The organism is Pseudoalteromonas sp. UG3-2, from assembly GCF_037120705.1.
Taxonomy (GTDB): Bacteria; Pseudomonadota; Gammaproteobacteria; order Enterobacterales; family Alteromonadaceae; genus Pseudoalteromonas.
In genome coordinates, this window is record NZ_JAWLJU010000002.1 from 2,616,616 (window position 1) to 2,633,129 (window position 16,514).

The 16,514-nt window shown below is 46.0% G+C and carries 14 protein-coding genes and 3 rRNA genes; 16 read left to right on the top strand and 1 reads right to left on the bottom strand.

Annotation, left to right across the window (positions count from 1 at the left end; all coding sequences use genetic code 11):
* The first annotated feature begins 21 nt into the window (after positions 1-21).
* The 14 genes from rpmJ (at position 22) to R3P39_RS14790 (ending at position 15,091) form a co-directional block, all read left to right on the top strand.
* On the top strand, positions 22-135 hold the full coding sequence (gene rpmJ, locus R3P39_RS14725; RefSeq protein ID WP_002959476.1) for a 50S ribosomal protein L36: 114 nt from the start codon (positions 22-24) through the stop codon (positions 133-135).
* 132 nt (positions 136-267) lie between these two features.
* The gene (gene rpsM / locus R3P39_RS14730) at positions 268-624 is read left to right on the top strand and encodes a 30S ribosomal protein S13 (RefSeq protein WP_336569328.1); all 357 of its coding nucleotides are present in this window, start codon (positions 268-270) and stop codon (positions 622-624) included.
* 13 nt (positions 625-637) lie between these two features.
* Positions 638-1,024, top strand: coding sequence for a 30S ribosomal protein S11 (gene rpsK, locus R3P39_RS14735; RefSeq protein ID WP_336568383.1), 387 nt, complete (start codon positions 638-640; stop codon positions 1,022-1,024).
* Positions 1,025-1,045: 21 nt separating this feature from the next.
* Positions 1,046-1,666 carry a 30S ribosomal protein S4 gene (rpsD, locus tag R3P39_RS14740; protein WP_017218390.1) on the top strand — a complete coding sequence of 207 codons (621 nt, stop codon included), beginning with the start codon at positions 1,046-1,048 and terminating at the stop codon, positions 1,664-1,666.
* A gap of 24 nt (positions 1,667-1,690) precedes the next feature.
* Positions 1,691-2,677 carry a DNA-directed RNA polymerase subunit alpha gene (locus R3P39_RS14745; RefSeq protein WP_336568386.1) on the top strand — a complete coding sequence of 329 codons (987 nt, stop codon included), beginning with the start codon at positions 1,691-1,693 and terminating at the stop codon, positions 2,675-2,677.
* A 39-nt stretch (positions 2,678-2,716) separates the two neighbouring features.
* Positions 2,717-3,115, top strand: a complete 399-nt coding sequence (gene rplQ, locus R3P39_RS14750; protein WP_336568388.1) for a 50S ribosomal protein L17 — start codon at positions 2,717-2,719, stop codon at positions 3,113-3,115.
* A 642-nt stretch (positions 3,116-3,757) separates the two neighbouring features.
* Positions 3,758-5,291: ribosomal RNA gene (locus R3P39_RS14755) — 16S ribosomal RNA — on the top strand.
* A gap of 402 nt (positions 5,292-5,693) precedes the next feature.
* Positions 5,694-8,689 (top strand): 23S ribosomal RNA (locus R3P39_RS14760).
* A gap of 141 nt (positions 8,690-8,830) precedes the next feature.
* Positions 8,831-8,944, top strand: a 5S ribosomal RNA gene (gene rrf / locus R3P39_RS14765).
* The 16S, 23S and 5S rRNA genes sit together here, the layout of an rRNA operon.
* An 823-nt stretch (positions 8,945-9,767) precedes the next feature.
* Positions 9,768-10,382 carry a transcriptional repressor LexA gene (lexA, locus tag R3P39_RS14770; protein ID WP_336569329.1) on the top strand — a complete coding sequence of 205 codons (615 nt, stop codon included), beginning with the start codon at positions 9,768-9,770 and terminating at the stop codon, positions 10,380-10,382.
* Between the two features lie 549 nt (positions 10,383-10,931).
* Positions 10,932-12,077, top strand: coding sequence for a cytochrome c oxidase subunit II (coxB, locus tag R3P39_RS14775; RefSeq protein ID WP_336568390.1), 1,146 nt, complete (start codon positions 10,932-10,934; stop codon positions 12,075-12,077).
* On the top strand, positions 12,074-13,648 hold the full coding sequence (gene ctaD / locus R3P39_RS14780; RefSeq protein WP_336568392.1) for a cytochrome c oxidase subunit I: 1,575 nt from the start codon (positions 12,074-12,076) through the stop codon (positions 13,646-13,648). Before coxB ends, ctaD begins: the two co-directional genes overlap by 4 nt.
* Positions 13,648-14,226, top strand: coding sequence for a cytochrome c oxidase assembly protein (locus R3P39_RS14785; protein WP_336568394.1), 579 nt, complete (start codon positions 13,648-13,650; stop codon positions 14,224-14,226). The genes ctaD and R3P39_RS14785 overlap by 1 nt, the downstream gene beginning before the upstream one ends.
* Entirely contained in the window at positions 14,216-15,091 is an 876-nt protein-coding gene (locus tag R3P39_RS14790; RefSeq protein WP_336568395.1) for a cytochrome c oxidase subunit 3, read from the top strand. Before R3P39_RS14785 ends, R3P39_RS14790 begins: the two co-directional genes overlap by 11 nt.
* Here the strand turns inward: R3P39_RS14790 and R3P39_RS14795 are convergent.
* On the bottom strand, positions 14,991-15,290 hold the full coding sequence (locus tag R3P39_RS14795) for a DUF2909 domain-containing protein (protein ID WP_336568397.1): 300 nt from the start codon (positions 15,288-15,290) through the stop codon (positions 14,991-14,993). The genes R3P39_RS14790 and R3P39_RS14795 overlap by 101 nt on opposite strands.
* Before the next feature lie 12 nt (positions 15,291-15,302).
* Between R3P39_RS14795 and R3P39_RS14800 the strand changes: the two genes are divergently transcribed.
* A complete protein-coding gene (locus R3P39_RS14800; protein WP_336568398.1) occupies positions 15,303-16,019 on the top strand; it encodes an SURF1 family protein in 717 nt (238 codons plus the stop codon).
* Positions 16,012-16,503: a transmembrane cytochrome oxidase associated protein gene (locus R3P39_RS14805; protein WP_336568399.1), complete on the top strand. Its 492-nt coding sequence runs from the start codon at positions 16,012-16,014 to the stop codon at positions 16,501-16,503. The genes R3P39_RS14800 and R3P39_RS14805 overlap by 8 nt, the downstream gene beginning before the upstream one ends.
* Positions 16,504-16,514: the final 11 nt, after the last annotated feature.

Genomic DNA, 16,514 nt, shown 5'->3' on the forward strand with positions numbered 1-16,514 from the left:
GTCAGTTTACGGAGTTGAGTAATGAAAGTACGTGCTTCCGTTAAGAAAATTTGCCGTAACTGCAAAGTTATCAAGCGTGCAGGTGTTGTACGTGTAATTTGCAGTGAGCCAAAGCACAAGCAAAGGCAAGGCTAAGCAAATTAAGTCGTGCAGGCTGAGTAATTTTACTTAGCCTGTTTCTTTGGTAAAACTTGAATGTCGGTTGGGTATCCTATACGGGCTTTCCAACAAGACGATGATCAAGTTTATAGTATAGGAGATATGTTAGTGGCCCGTATCGCAGGCATTAACGTTCCTGACCATAAGCATGCTGTTATTGGTTTAACAAGCATCTATGGTGTAGGTAAAACTCGCGCTAAGGCGATCTTAGCTGCGACAGGTATCGCTGAAACAACTAAAATCGGCGAATTAAATGACGAAACACTTGATACACTTCGTGAAGAAGTGGGCAAGTACACTGTTGAAGGTGATCTTCGTCGTGAAGTTACATTAAACATCAAGCGTCTTATGGACCTTGGTTGTTTCCGTGGCTTACGTCACCGTCGTTCGCTTCCACTACGTGGTCAGCGTACTAAGACTAACGCGCGTACTCGTAAGGGTCCACGCAAGCCTATCAAGAGATAAGGTGAGGTAAGTTATGGCAAAAGCACCAATTCGTCGTAAAAAGGTCAAAAAGCAAGTTGCTGACGGTATGGCTCACGTTCATGCGTCATTCAACAACACTATTGTGACCATCACTGACCGTCAAGGTAATGCTCTTTCTTGGGCGACTGCAGGTGGTTCAGGTTTCCGTGGTTCTCGTAAGTCTACTCCATTCGCTGCACAGGTTGCTGCGGAGCGTGCAGGTGTTGCTGCACAAGAGTACGGTCTTAAGAACCTAGAAGTATTCATTAAAGGTCCAGGTCCAGGCCGTGAGTCTGCTGTTCGTGCATTGAATGCTGCTGGTTTCCGTATCACTAATATCACTGACGTGACGCCAATTCCACACAATGGTTGTCGTCCACCGAAGAAACGTCGCGTATAACAATAGGTTAGGAGAAAGAACATGGCAAGATATTTGGGCCCTAAGCTCAAGCTAAGTCGTCGTGAAGGTACTGACCTGTTCCTTAAGAGCGGCGTAAGAGCTATCGACTCGAAGTGTAAACTTGAAACAGCACCAGGTCAGCATGGCGCTCGTAAAGGTCGTCTATCTGACTACGGTCTACAGCTACGTGAAAAGCAAAAAGTTCGTCGTATCTACGGTGTACTTGAGAAGCAATTCCGTAACTACTATAAAGAAGCTGCTCGCCTTAAAGGTAACACAGGTGAAAACTTGTTACAGCTTCTAGAGCAACGTCTAGACAATGTTGTATATCGCATGGGTTTTGCAAGCACACGTGCTGAAGCACGTCAGCTAGTAAGCCACAAAGCGATTATGGTTAATGGTCGTGTTGTTAATATCCCTTCTTTCGTAGTTACTCCTGAAGATGTAGTAGTAATTCGTGAGAAGTCTAAAAAGCAAGCGCGTATCATCGCTGCTCTAGAGTTGGCTGAGCAACGTGAAAAGCCAACTTGGATTGAAGTTGACGGTAAGAAAATGGAAGGCACTTTCAAGCGTCTACCAGAGCGTTCTGATCTGTCTGCGGACATTAACGAACAACTAATCGTCGAACTTTACTCGAAGTAAAGTTAAGAGTTAAGAGAGGATAAAATGCAGGGTTCTGTAACCGAATTCCTAAAACCAAGATTAGTCGATATCGACGCTGTAAGCTCAACGCGTTCTAAAGTTGTTTTAGAGCCTCTAGAGCGTGGCTTTGGTCACACACTAGGTAACGCTCTACGTCGTATACTTCTTTCATCAATGCCTGGTTGCGCTGTGACAGAAGTTGAAATTGACGGCGTATTGCACGAGTACAGCGCGAAAGAAGGCGTACAAGAAGACATCATTGAAATTCTGCTTAACCTTAAAGGTTTAGCGGTATCTCTAGAAGGTAAAGATGAAGTTTTCCTTACCCTGACTAAGTCTGGTGTAGGCCCTGTGACTGCGGCTGATATCCAGCACGACGGAGATGTGACTATCGCCAACCCAGAGCATGTGATTTGTCACTTAACGACTGACAATAGCGAAATCAGCATGCGCATTCGTGTTGAGCGTGGTCGCGGTTATGTACCGGCGTCTAGTCGTTTATCCTCTGATGACGATGAGCGTCCAATCGGCCGTTTGTTGCTAGATGCATCATTCAGCCCGGTTGAGCGTATTGCGTACTCGGTTGAGTCAGCTCGTGTTGAGCAGCGTACAGATTTAGATAAACTAATCATCGATATGGAAACGAACGGCACCTTGGATCCTGAAGAAGCGATCCGTCGTGCGTCGACTATTCTAGCTGAGCAATTAGACGCATTCGTAGATTTGCGTGATGTTTCTGAGCCAGAAGAGAAAGAAGAGAAGCCAGAGTTTGATCCTATTCTACTTCGCCCAGTTGATGACTTAGAACTAACTGTACGTTCTGCAAACTGTCTGAAAGCCGAGCAAATTCAATATATCGGTGACTTAGTACAACGTACTGAAGTTGAGCTTCTGAAAACACCAAACCTTGGTAAGAAGTCTCTAACTGAAATTAAAGACGTGCTAGCTTCACGTGGTCTATCTCTAGGTATGCGCCTAGAAAACTGGCCACCTGCAAGTTTGGCTGAGTAATCTAAGTTACTATATTAGTTTAGTTAGAAGGATAGGGTCATGCGCCATCGTAAGAGTGGTCGTCAATTAAACCGTAACAGCAGCCATCGCAAAGCGATGTTCAGCAACATGGCTGGTTCTTTGGTGAAGCACGAAGTCATCAAAACAACTTTGCCTAAAGCAAAAGAGCTGCGCCGTGTAATTGAACCTTTAATCACACTGGCTAAGACTGACAGCGTAGCAAACCGTCGTTTAGCGTTTGCTCGCACGCGTGATAAAGAAGTAGTTGGTAAATTGTTCTCTGAGATTGGTCCTCGTTTCGCGGATCGTCAAGGTGGTTACACTCGTATTCTTAAGTGTGGCTTCCGTACAGGTGACAACGCGCCAATGGCTTACATTGAACTACTAGATCGCCCAGCGACTGAAGAAGTTCAAGAAGACGCGCAGTCTGCAGAGTAATTAGTGTTGTAAAACACAAAAAAGCCGAGCTATTGCTCGGCTTTTTCTTTTCCTACATATAAATAAATCTTTTCAAGCTATTCCTCTTCATTACTAACTACCTACTAAGCTCCTTTTCAAAGTTAAATGTAATTAGAAGGATCTATTCTTGCGACATAATGGTTAATATTGGCCTGTTTAGCTGTATTTTCATACGAACGATCTGTTTTTCTAAGTTTTCTTTAAAAAAGGGGTTGCATCGTTTTCGATTCTCCCTATAATGCGCACCCACTGACACGGCACAATGCTTACAAACAAGCAATCAAACGAGTCAGGTGAGTCAAGTAAAACTGAACTTTGAAACTTGCAAAAGAAATTCAAAATTAAGTGTTGACAACAAAACGGGGTTGAGTAAAATGCACAGCCCTCGAGACGCGAAAGTGGCTCGAAACGTTCTTTAACAATATGAAGCAATCATCTGTGTGGGCACTCGTACAGATTGAGTTCTAACAGCAGAACTACTTCGGTAGGGACGCAAACAAATTTAGAGTCTCAATTGTAACTGAGTGACTATATAGTCAATTCGTTTTGATTTTACTTTTTTAAAAGTAGAAACAAACAATCAGAATTCATTGAGCTGAAACTTCGGTTTCAAAAAACTTTTAATTGAAGAGTTTGATCATGGCTCAGATTGAACGCTGGCGGCAGGCCTAACACATGCAAGTCGAGCGGTAACATTTCTAGCTTGCTAGAAGATGACGAGCGGCGGACGGGTGAGTAATGCTTGGGAACATGCCTTGAGGTGGGGGACAACCGTTGGAAACGACGGCTAATACCGCATAATCTCTACGGAGCAAAGGGGGCTTTTAGCTCTCGCCTTTAGATTGGCCCAAGTGGGATTAGCTAGTTGGTAAGGTAATGGCTTACCAAGGCGACGATCCCTAGCTGGTTTGAGAGGATGATCAGCCACACTGGAACTGAGACACGGTCCAGACTCCTACGGGAGGCAGCAGTGGGGAATATTGCACAATGGGCGCAAGCCTGATGCAGCCATGCCGCGTGTGTGAAGAAGGCCTTCGGGTTGTAAAGCACTTTCAGTCAGGAGGAAAGGTTAGTAGTTAATACCTGCTAGCTGTGACGTTACTGACAGAAGAAGCACCGGCTAACTCCGTGCCAGCAGCCGCGGTAATACGGAGGGTGCGAGCGTTAATCGGAATTACTGGGCGTAAAGCGTACGCAGGCGGTTTGTTAAGCGAGATGTGAAAGCCCCGGGCTCAACCTGGGAACAGCATTTCGAACTGGCAAGCTAGAGTGTGATAGAGGGTGGTAGAATTTCAGGTGTAGCGGTGAAATGCGTAGAGATCTGAAGGAATACCGATGGCGAAGGCAGCCACCTGGGTCAACACTGACGCTCATGTACGAAAGCGTGGGGAGCAAACAGGATTAGATACCCTGGTAGTCCACGCCGTAAACGATGTCTACTAGGAGCTCGGTCTTTCGGGACTGTTTTCCAAAGCTAACGCATTAAGTAGACCGCCTGGGGAGTACGGCCGCAAGGTTAAAACTCAAATGAATTGACGGGGGCCCGCACAAGCGGTGGAGCATGTGGTTTAATTCGATGCAACGCGAAGAACCTTACCTACACTTGACATCCAGAGAACTTACTAGAGATAGTTTGGTGCCTTCGGGAACTCTGAGACAGGTGCTGCATGGCTGTCGTCAGCTCGTGTTGTGAGATGTTGGGTTAAGTCCCGCAACGAGCGCAACCCCTATCCTTAGTTGCCAGCGATTCGGTCGGGAACTCTAAGGAGACTGCCGGTGATAAACCGGAGGAAGGTGGGGACGACGTCAAGTCATCATGGCCCTTACGTGTAGGGCTACACACGTGCTACAATGGCAGGTACAGAGAGCAGCGAGCTAGCGATAGTGAGCGAATCCCTTAAAGCCTGTCGTAGTCCGGATTGGAGTCTGCAACTCGACTCCATGAAGTCGGAATCGCTAGTAATCGCAGATCAGAATGCTGCGGTGAATACGTTCCCGGGCCTTGTACACACCGCCCGTCACACCATGGGAGTGGGTTGCTCCAGAAGTGGATAGTCTAACCTTAGGGGGGACGTTCACCACGGAGTGATTCATGACTGGGGTGAAGTCGTAACAAGGTAGCCCTAGGGGAACCTGGGGCTGGATCACCTCCTTATACGATTTAGAACTGATTTGTTCGAAGTGTCCACACAGATGATTGTTGCTTGGCCTGATGGCTGAGTGATATTGCTCTTTAAAAATTTGGAAAAGCTGATAATTAAATTCTGATGAATAACGAACGTTATTTATCGAGTTTTCGAAAGAAAATGCCGATTAATTATTTCGATAATTAATTAGCGTCTACTTTAGTATTCAATATTAACTTCTGGCGAAGTTAAATCAGTCTTTGACGTACAACTAGTGATGTAATGCACTATTTTGCGACGTGGATTTGTTATTTAGACAACGCCGTCAAGCAATTTATCGCTGGGAGCATAACGTGTTATGTGACCAAGTAAATTGTGCTGACAAGGCCGTATAAATGACAAAGACCAAGCAAAACCACTTTGGGTTGTATGGTTAAGTGACTAAGCGTACACGGTGGATGCCTTGGCAGTTGGAGGCGATGAAGGACGTACTAACTTGCGATAAGCCTAGTTGAGCCAGTAAGAGGCGCTTGAGACTAGGATTTCCGAATGGGGAAACCCGGCCCTTTGGGTCATCAACAACTGAATACATAGGTTGTTGAGGCGAACGCGGAGAACTGAAACATCTAAGTACCCGTAGGAAAAGAAATCAACCGAGATTCCGAAAGTAGCGGCGAGCGAAATCGGATTAGCCCTTAAGCTGTAATGTAGTTAGTGGAACATTCTGGAAAGTATGACGAAACAGGGTGACAGTCCCGTACACGACAACTTATTTACAGTGAAATCGAGTAGGTCGGAGCACGTGAAACTTTGACTGAATATGGGGGGACCATCCTCCAAGGCTAAATACTCCCAACTGACCGATAGTGAACCAGTACCGTGAGGGAAAGGCGAAAAGAACCCCTGTGAGGGGAGTGAAATAGAACCTGAAACCGTGTACGTACAAGCAGTAGGAGCCCATCACTAAGTTACTTTGGTGAACTCCTAAGTAAGCACAATGTTTGAAATTGCGTTAACGTCGACCTAACTTGTTAGCCGACGATCAACCGCCAAAATCAAGCAGAGGTAGCTTAGTGATGGGTGACTGCGTACCTTTTGTATAATGGGTCAGCGACTTATATTCTGTAGCGAGGTTAACCATTTAGGGGAGCCGTAGCGAAAGCGAGTCTTAACTGGGCGCTTAAGTTGCAGGGTATAGACCCGAAACCCGGTGATCTAGCCATGGGCAGGTTGAAGGTTGAGTAACATCAACTGGAGGACCGAACCCACTAACGTTGAAAAGTTAGGGGATGACCTGTGGCTAGGAGTGAAAGGCTAATCAAACCGGGAGATAGCTGGTTCTCCCCGAAATCTATTTAGGTAGAGCCTCGGACGAATACTTACGGGGGTAGAGCACTGTTAAGGCTAGGGGGTCATCCCGACTTACCAACCCTTTGCAAACTCCGAATACCGTAAAGTACTATCCGGGAGACACACGGTGGGTGCTAACGTCCATCGTGGAGAGGGAAACAACCCAGACCGTCAGCTAAGGTCCCAAAGTGTATGTTAAGTGGGAAACGATGTGGGAAGGCTAAAACAGCTAGGAGGTTGGCTTAGAAGCAGCCACCCTTTAAAGAAAGCGTAATAGCTCACTAGTCGAGTCGGCCTGCGCGGAAGATGTAACGGGGCTAAACATACCACCGAAGCTACGGCTGCAAACTTAGTTTGCGGGGTAGGGGAGCGTTCTGTAAGTGGCTGAAGGTGTGCCGGGAGGCATGCTGGACATATCAGAAGTGCGAATGCTGACATGAGTAACGATAATGGGAGTGAAAAACTCCCACGCCGGAAGACCAAGGGTTCCTATCCCATGTTAATCAGGGTAGGGTGAGTCGACCCCTAAGGCGAGGCTGAAGAGCGTAGTCGATGGGAAACGGGTTAATATTCCCGTACTCAGTATGAATGCGATGGGGGGACGGAGCAGGCTAGGCAAGCATGGCGTTGGTTGCCCATGTGAAAGGCAGTAGGCTGGTGACTTAGGAAAATCCGGGTCGCTAAGGCTGAGAGCCGAGACGAGCCACCACGGTGGTGAAGTTGTTGATGCCCTACTTCCAGGAAAAGCCTCTAAGCTTCAGTTCATACTGAATCGTACCCTAAACCGACACAGGTGGTCAGGTAGAGAATACTAAGGCGCTTGAGAGAACTCGGGTGAAGGAACTAGGCAAAATCGTACCGTAACTTCGGGAGAAGGTACGCTGACATTAGGTGAAGGGCCTGCGCCCGGAGCTGAAGTCAGCCGCAGTGACCAGGTGGCTGGGACTGTTTATTAAAAACACAGTACTCTGCAAAATCGTAAGATGACGTATAGGGTATGACACCTGCCCGGTGCCGGAAGGTTAATTGATGGGGTTAGCGTATGCGAAGCTCTTGATCGAAGCCCCGGTAAACGGCGGCCGTAACTATAACGGTCCTAAGGTAGCGAAATTCCTTGTCGGGTAAGTTCCGACCTGCACGAATGGTGTAACCATGGCCACGCTGTCTCCACCCGAGACTCAGTGAAATTGAAATCGCAGTGAAGATGCTGTGTACCCGCGGCTAGACGGAAAGACCCCGTGAACCTTTACTACAGCTTGGCACTGAACATTGACCCTACATGTGTAGGATAGGTGGGAGGCTTTGAAGCATCGTCGCTAGATGGTGTGGAGCCGACCTTGAAATACCACCCTTGTAGTGTTGATGTTCTAACTTAGGTCCCTGGATCGGGATTGAGGACAGTGCCTGGTGGGTAGTTTGACTGGGGCGGTCTCCTCCCAAAGAGTAACGGAGGAGCACGAAGGTTGGCTAAGTACGGTCGGACATCGTACGGTTAGTGTAATGGTAGAAGCCAGCTTAACTGCGAGACAGACACGTCGAGCAGGTACGAAAGTAGGTCATAGTGATCCGGTGGTTCTGAATGGAAGGGCCATCGCTCAACGGATAAAAGGTACTCCGGGGATAACAGGCTGATACCGCCCAAGAGTTCATATCGACGGCGGTGTTTGGCACCTCGATGTCGGCTCATCACATCCTGGGGCTGAAGTCGGTCCCAAGGGTATGGCTGTTCGCCATTTAAAGTGGTACGCGAGCTGGGTTTAGAACGTCGTGAGACAGTTCGGTCCCTATCTGCCGTGGGCGTTTGAGAATTGAGAGGGGCTGCTCCTAGTACGAGAGGACCGGAGTGGACGAACCGCTGGTGTTCGGGTTGTTATGCCAATAGCATTGCCCGGTAGCTACGTTCGGAACTGATAAGCGCTGAAAGCATCTAAGCGCGAAGCAGGCCTCGAGATGAGTTCTCACTTGGAGTTTAACTCCACTAAAGGGCCGTTGAAGACGACAACGTTGATAGGCAGGATGTGGAAGTGGTGCGAGCCATTAAGCTAACCTGTACTAATTACCCGTGAGGCTTAACCATACAACGCCAAAGTGGTTTAGCGACAGAAGTTGATAAGATACTAAAGTAGCAGCGGTTTTAGACCGCGACGAAGACAAAGAATTTAAGCAGTTTTTTCCAGATTTTAATTAATGAGGGCGACCTCATTGATACACCGAATTTCCTGGTGACTATAGCGTTTTGGAACCACCTGACTCCATGCCGAACTCAGAAGTGAAACAAAACAGCGTCGATGATAGTGTGGGCTTCCCATGTGAAAGTAGAACATCGCCAGGGCCTTATAAGAGAAACCCGCTGCAGCAATGCAGCGGGTTTTTTGCGTTTGGAGTAAAGTACTTCCATGTAGTACCTCCCCTTCGCGCATCCTTGCGCTCACTTCCTCGAACTGCGAAGCGTTGCTTCGGTTTCTCGTCACCCTCGCGTTCACTGCACTGCGAAGCGGTGCTTCGGCCGCAGTTCACCCATGTGTCTCTCTATGAAAAGAATGAGAACATCCTACTTCGTCGCGAGCCAGGGCCTTATTAAGAGGTCGATGAAAGGCATTCATCCATAAATCTCATCGACATTAGTACTTCCTTGTACGTCAAACCCCGATTCGAAAGAGTCGGGGTTTTTTGCGTTTAGCGCACAATAAAAAGCGCGGGGTAAACCCGCGCCTACCAGGTAGGCGACCTTTGGGCACACATCCCTGTGGAGGGCTTCCGGCTCGGTATCCATATCTCGCGTTCACTGCACTGCGAAGCGGTGCTTCGGTCGCAGTTCACCCATGTAGTATCTCCCCTTCGCGCATCCTTGCGCTCACTTCCTCGAACTGCGAAGCAGTGCTTCGGTTTCTCGTCACCCTCGCGTTCATTGCGCTGCAAAGCGTTGCTTTGGTCGCAATGAACCCACGCTGGTAATATACCTATCCACAGGCTGGTATCTCCTTAGCTGGGTTTTCCTTATCCTCAACGTGCCAGTCTGATAGCATGTATACTATTTTGTATTATGGTTTAATCACTCCTCATGATTTGCTAAATATCTGAGCAATAAACATTTGCGATTTTTTCTTGGCTGTATATACTTACAGTAAATAAACCACTGTATGGAATACCAGTTAATGCGACCGCTTACTAAACGTCAAGAACAGATCTTTGAGTTAATAAAAGTTTTTATAAAAGATACTGGCATGCCTCCAACTCGTGCTGAAATTGCCGATGCTTTGGGGTTTAAGAGCGCTAATGCAGCAGAGGAACACCTAAAAGCGCTTGCTAAAAAAGGTGTTATAGAAATGGTTCCAGGTGCGAGTCGTGGTATACGTTTGGTTGAAGAGGAAGAAGAGGAGCTTGGTCTACCCGTTATTGGCCGTGTTGCCGCAGGGGAACCTATTCTAGCTCAGCAGCATGTTGAATCACATTGTCATGTTGATGCCGCATTATTTAAGCCTCATGCTGATTATTTGCTTCGGGTAAATGGTATGAGTATGAAGGATATTGGTATATTGGACGGCGATCTACTTGCTGTTCATAGCACTCAGTTAGCAGAGAATGGCCAGGTAGTTGTGGCTAGAGTGGAAGATGACGTCACTGTAAAGCGTCTTGAGAAGCAAGGAAAAAAGGTTCTTTTGCATGCTGAAAATGATGAGTTTCAAGCTATTGAAGTGGATTTAGAGCATCAGAATTTTGCCATTGAAGGTCTGGCGGTTGGTATCATTAGAAATGCCGACTGGATGTAGCAAAAGTTTTAAGCAATTCTTGCGAATCAATTGATGGTTCTTGTTAAGCTGCCACTTATGGTGTTAAACCGCCTTTTTCAACAAGTCGAAGTGGTAGCTCCTGTTTCTATTCTTACGCTCTCACTGTTGAGTTAATGAAACAAGAGCAGAGTATTTTTTAAGCCTGCCGTTATCATTCTAGATAGTAAATCAATACTTTTGTTAGCAAATTGCGAAGTACAGTTGAGTAACAAGTCACTCCAATCTTTGCGCGTAATAGCTAAAACTATTTCTTAATAACTTTAACTTACTCCATATTAAAGACTTATATCGACTGCCTTAGGGTCTTAGTTTGTTGATATTGCCACAATACTTAGAGCTAATATTGGTTTTACAACAGTAAATATAAAATATTGTTGGTAACACTTATTTTTCAAAAACCTTGCATTTTGTGTGTTTTTTGACTAATTGGTTAATAGTCGTGCAGTAAGTCTATGTGTTAATAGACATTATGACAGTCATCCAATAATAACAAAAAGCCGCTGTGAGCGACTTTGAAGGAGACGTCAAATGAAAATTTGTCGATTAGTTGCCACATTCGTCACCATGCTGATCGCAATGCCATCATTAGCCAATAGTGCTTATAATATGAGGCAGGGTGTGACGGATATTAGCCAGCAAGTGTATGACCTCCATATGACTATCTTTTTGATATGTTGTGTCATTGGGGTTGTTGTATTTGCTGTGATGTTTTGGGCTTTGCTCAAACATCGGAAGTCTAAAGGGGTTGTACCAGCCCAATTTCATGAAAGCACCAAAGTTGAGATCCTATGGACCGCTATTCCCTTTGTGATCTTAATAGCAATGGCGGTTCCCGCCACCAAAACCTTGATTGCAATGGAAGACACCAGTAAAGCCGATTTGACCATTAAAGTCACCGGTTCCCAATGGAAGTGGCATTATGAATACATGGGTCATGATGTTGATTTCTTTTCATTGCTTTCCACACCGAAAGATGAAATAGCCGATCTCAAAGATAAAAACCAAAACTATTTGCTAGAAGTAGACAAACACTTGGTTATTCCAACCGACAGGAAAGTGCGCTTTCTAATGACCTCAGACGATGTCATCCATTCTTGGTGGGTGCCTGACTTTGCAGTCAAAAAGGACGCCAATCCAGGGTTTATCAACGAAGCCTGGACTAAGGTAAATGAGGAGGGCATTTATCGTGGTCAATGTGCCGAGCTTTGCGGCAAAGATCACGGCTTTATGCCGATTGTTGTTGAAGCTGTTGAGCCACAAGAGTTTGATCTTTGGCTTGAAAATGCCAAAGCAGAAAAAGCTGCTGAGCAAGCAGCCTCGGCGGAAGTTGCACAACAAACCTTTTCCAAAGAAGAGCTGATGGAAGTGGGAGAGCAAACCTATATGGCATACTGCGCTGCCTGTCACCAGCCTACAGGGCTTGGCTTACCAGGTGTCTTCCCGGCTTTAAAAGATAACAAAGTGGTAGTTGGAGATATTAAAGAGCATATCGACGTATTGCTGCTAGGTCGTCCAGGTACTGCAATGCAGGCATTTGCTAAACAACTGACAATAAAACAAATCGCGGGCGTTATTACCTACAAAAGAAATAGTTGGGGTAACGACACTGGAGAAGTGATACAGCCGAGCGATGTACAAAAAGAAATCGATGCGCTAGAGGAGGCTGAAAAATGAGTGCCATTGTCGAAGAACATTCACACCACGCCCCCCCGAAAGGCTTGAAGCGTTGGCTTTTTACTACCAATCATAAAGATATTGGAACACTGTATTTACTCTTCTCTCTTGCGATGTTCCTTATTGGCGGTGCCATGGCGATGGTCATAAGGGCTGAGTTATTTCAACCAGGTCTGCAATTAGTTGACCCTCACTTCTTTAACCAGATGACCACAGTGCACGGGTTAATTATGGTATTTGGGGCGGTTATGCCTGCCTTCACAGGGTTAGCTAACTGGATGATCCCAATGATGATCGGAGCGCCTGATATGGCCTTGCCGAGAATGAATAACTGGAGCTTTTGGATACTGCCATTTGCCTTTGCCATTTTACTTTTCTCGCTTTTCTTAGAAGGCGGTGGCCCTGCATTTGGTTGGACCTTCTATGCGCCACTGTCGACCACCTATAGTAACGACAATACGGCATTTTTTGTTTTTGCGGTGCATATTATGGGGATCAGCTCAATTATGGGGGCGATCAATGTCATTGTTACCATCGTTAACCTCAGAGCGCCAGGCATGACTTGGATGAAGTTACCTTTGTTCGTTTGGACCTGGTTGATTACTGCCTTTTTGTTAATAGCGGTGATGCCGGTGCTTGCTGGAGCGGTCACTATGGTACTAACCGATAAGTATTTTGGTACAAGCTTCTTTGATGCCGCAGGTGGTGGTGATCCGGTGATGTTTCAACATATCTTCTGGTTCTTTGGTCACCCAGAAGTATACATTATGATTTTGCCAGCATTTGGGATAATCTCCACGATTGTTCCTACCTTCTCGCGCAAAAAACTATTTGGCTATGCCTCCATGGTATATGCCACAGCGTCTATCGCTTTATTATCTTTTGTGGTTTGGGCGCACCATATGTTTACCACCGGTATGCCGCTGGCAGGTGAACTCTTCTTCATGTATGCCACCATGCTAATTTCAGTGCCAACCGGAGTGAAAGTCTTTAACTGGGTCGCAACCATGTGGCGTGGAGCGATAAGTTTTGAAGTGCCGATGATGTTTGCTATTGCCTTCATTGTGTTGTTCACAATAGGGGGGTTTTCAGGGTTAATGTTAGCCATTACGCCCGCAGACTTTCAGTATCACGATACTTACTTTGTAGTCGCACATTTCCATTATGTATTAGTCACTGGTGCTGTGTTCTCTATTATGGCAGCGGCTTATTACTGGTTGCCGAAATGGACTGGCCATATGTTCGACATTAAGTTAGCTAAATTCCACTTCTGGCTATCTCTGATCAGTGTCAACATCTTGTTCTTCCCAATGCACTTTGTTGGCTTAGCTGGTATGCCGAGACGGATCCCAGATTACGCTCTGCAGTTTGCCGACTTCAATGCCATCATAAGTATTGGTGGATTTGCCTTTGGTTTATCGCAACTGCTGTTTGTGGCGGTGGTGTATAAGTGTGCACGAGGAGGTGAACAAGTGCCTGGTAAAGTATGGGATGGCGCAGAAGGCCTGGAGTGGGACGTGCCTTCACCTGCACCGCACCATACTTTCTCTACCCCTCCGGAGATTAAGTAATGCAACACGGTAGCCTGCTGAAAAAGTTATTGTTATTGACTTTAGGTATGTTTGTTTTTGCGTTTGCACTGGTGCCGCTGTATGACGTTTTTTGTGATATTACCGGGTTAAACGGTAAACCAGCAATGACGGCAGCAAAACAGAGCGAGTCTGTTGTTGAGAATAGACAAGTGTCAGTGAGTTTTACTACGCATAGCCAGAGCCAGGCACCGTTTAAGGTAGAGGCAGTCACGCATGCTGTTACGGTAAAGCCCGGTAAACTTACTGATGTTAAGTTTACCGCCAAAAACCTCAGTGCAGATGCCCGAGTGATGCAAGCTATTCCATCCGTGTCACCAGGCAAAGCGGCCAAATATTTACACAAGATGGCCTGCTTTTGTTTTGATCAACAACCTATGAAAGGGCAGCAAGAAGTTGAATTTGTGCTGCGTTTTTATGTGGATACAGAGTTACCCCCTGAAGTTGAGGAGTTAACTCTATCGTATGCACTATTTGATATTACTGAGCGAGTGTCGGCAACAGAACAGACAGTAAATACCAGCCTGCTTGCTTATAAGGAGTTCAATTATGAACCATGAACATGAGAAGTACTACGTTCCCGAGCAAAGCCCATGGCCTATTGTGGGCGCGGTTGCTTTGTTTTTTATCGCCGTTGGTGCGGCACTAACGGTTATTCAAGCTGAGGCGCAGGAAAGTAGCGGCGTTTTATTACTTTTAGTTGGGATTGCGATCCTGATTTATATGGTATTTGGCTGGTTTCGAAACGTCATTCATGAATCGCAAACCGGCTTATACTCAAAGCAAATGGACCGCTCTTTCAAGCAAGGTATGGGTTGGTTTATATTTTCTGAAGTGATGTTCTTTGCGGCTTTTTTTGGCGCATTACTCTACGCCAGAATGTTTGCTATTCCATGGCTTGGAGGGGCTAGCAACAACGCCATGACACACGAAGTATTATGGCCTCAGTTTGAAGCGATTTGGCCTTTGGTGACTACGCCAGGTGGTACTGAAACACAAGCGATGGGCTGGCAGGGGTTACCATTAATTAACACCATTATACTGCTAATTTCTTCGGTTACTTTGAGCATAGCGCACGTGGCTCTTGAAAAAGAGCAGCGCAAGAAGGTCACTGCATTTTTAGGTTTAACGGTGTTGCTGGGGATCGGCTTTTTGACCTTACAGGTTGAAGAGTACATCCATGCTTATGAAGAGCTTGGTTTAACTTTGCAATCGGGTGTGTATGGTAATACCTTCTTTCTTCTAACCGGTTTTCATGGCCTCCATGTCACCCTTGGCGCCATCATTTTATTCGTAGTCTGGCTGCGCGTTATCAAAGGTCACTTTAGCGCGAAGAACCATTTTGCGTTTCAGGCGGGTGCTTGGTATTGGCACTTTGTTGATGTGGTGTGGTTGTGCTTATTTGTGTTTGTGTATGTGTTGTAGCTAAGGGAGACGGGTTCAGTTTGAGCAGTCCAAACTGGGCCGCAATTAACACCAATACGATAACAGCAACCGAGGTATAAACGCGCTTCATCAACAAGCTGGCCATAGAGCGTTGTTCGGAGCGCAGCATAACGAGTAAAGCTCGAAATAAATTAATAAATGTCGCCAGCAGTAGCAAAATAATAATAATTTTAATCATAAGGGGTGTCCTGTGGATTTAGCCTCAGTTATTAAGGGTAGAGCAAAAGCGCCTATTTTGGCAGCGTTAATCGTTTTACTTGTGTGCTTATCACTGTCAGCGTGGCAGTGGCAACGAGCACAAAAAAAACACCTTATAAATGCTGAAATAACTCAGCAGAAAACAGCTTTATCCAGTTCCGAGCAAGCAAGCGTGCTAGATAGCCATAACACCCAGGTAACCATACAAGGTGAGTTTATCGCAGGGCATGTCTGGTTTTTGGATAACCAAGTGGTCAAAGGGAAAGTCGGTTTCGATGTAATTGCACTGTTTCGAGCGCAACATACGGGCGAGCAATTTATTGTTAATCTCGGGTTCGTGCCGCAAAAGTCAAGCCGTACACCTCCCACGTTTCTGCCACCTAAAGGAGTACAAACGTTATCTGCCTATATTAAGCCTAAGGGCAGTAAAAGCTTTACTCTCGCAGACTCGGCAGCACAAGGCAGTGATGGCCAAAATATAATTCAATACATTGATGTTGAATACCTAGCGCAGCAATCTGACATTCGCCTAGTTCCGGTCATCGCCTACCTCAATACACCTCTCGGTGATACGACAGAGCCTCATTATCAACCTGTTGTGATGTCACCACAAAAACATGAAGCATACGCATTACAGTGGTTGTTAATCGGCCTAGCTGCAGCGGTTATTGGTTGGAAATTATCAAAGAAGGAGTATAGCAATGTCTAAACCGGGAGTTTGGTTTGTGGGGCTTTTCTTATTACCCATTATTGTAGCATTTACGGCGTTAAAGCTGGATTGGCTACCTAATGAAACAACCAATCATGGGGCCTTTTTGGGTTTTGAGCTGCGTCAGCCTGAACTGGTATTAAACACTGAGTGGACGATTGCATTTCAACGTCCGCAACAATGTGACAAGCAGTGTCAGACTATGCTGCAAAGCTTACCTAACTTATATACAGCGCTGGGGAAAAATCAACACAAAGTGTCGCTTGTGGTACTACAACAACCAGCAGACGCACCAATAAAAAACACTCAAACAGTCAACTTAGAGATCGCTAAATTAAAAGATAACTATTTATACCTTGTTGACAAAACCGGGCTTTTTGTCCTTGAGTACGCACCCAGTGTAAAGCTTGATGAAGCGCGAGAAGTACAAAAAGGGTTGCTCAAGGATATAAAAAAACTGCTGAATTACTCTCGTTCTAGTTAGGGTAGGAGACT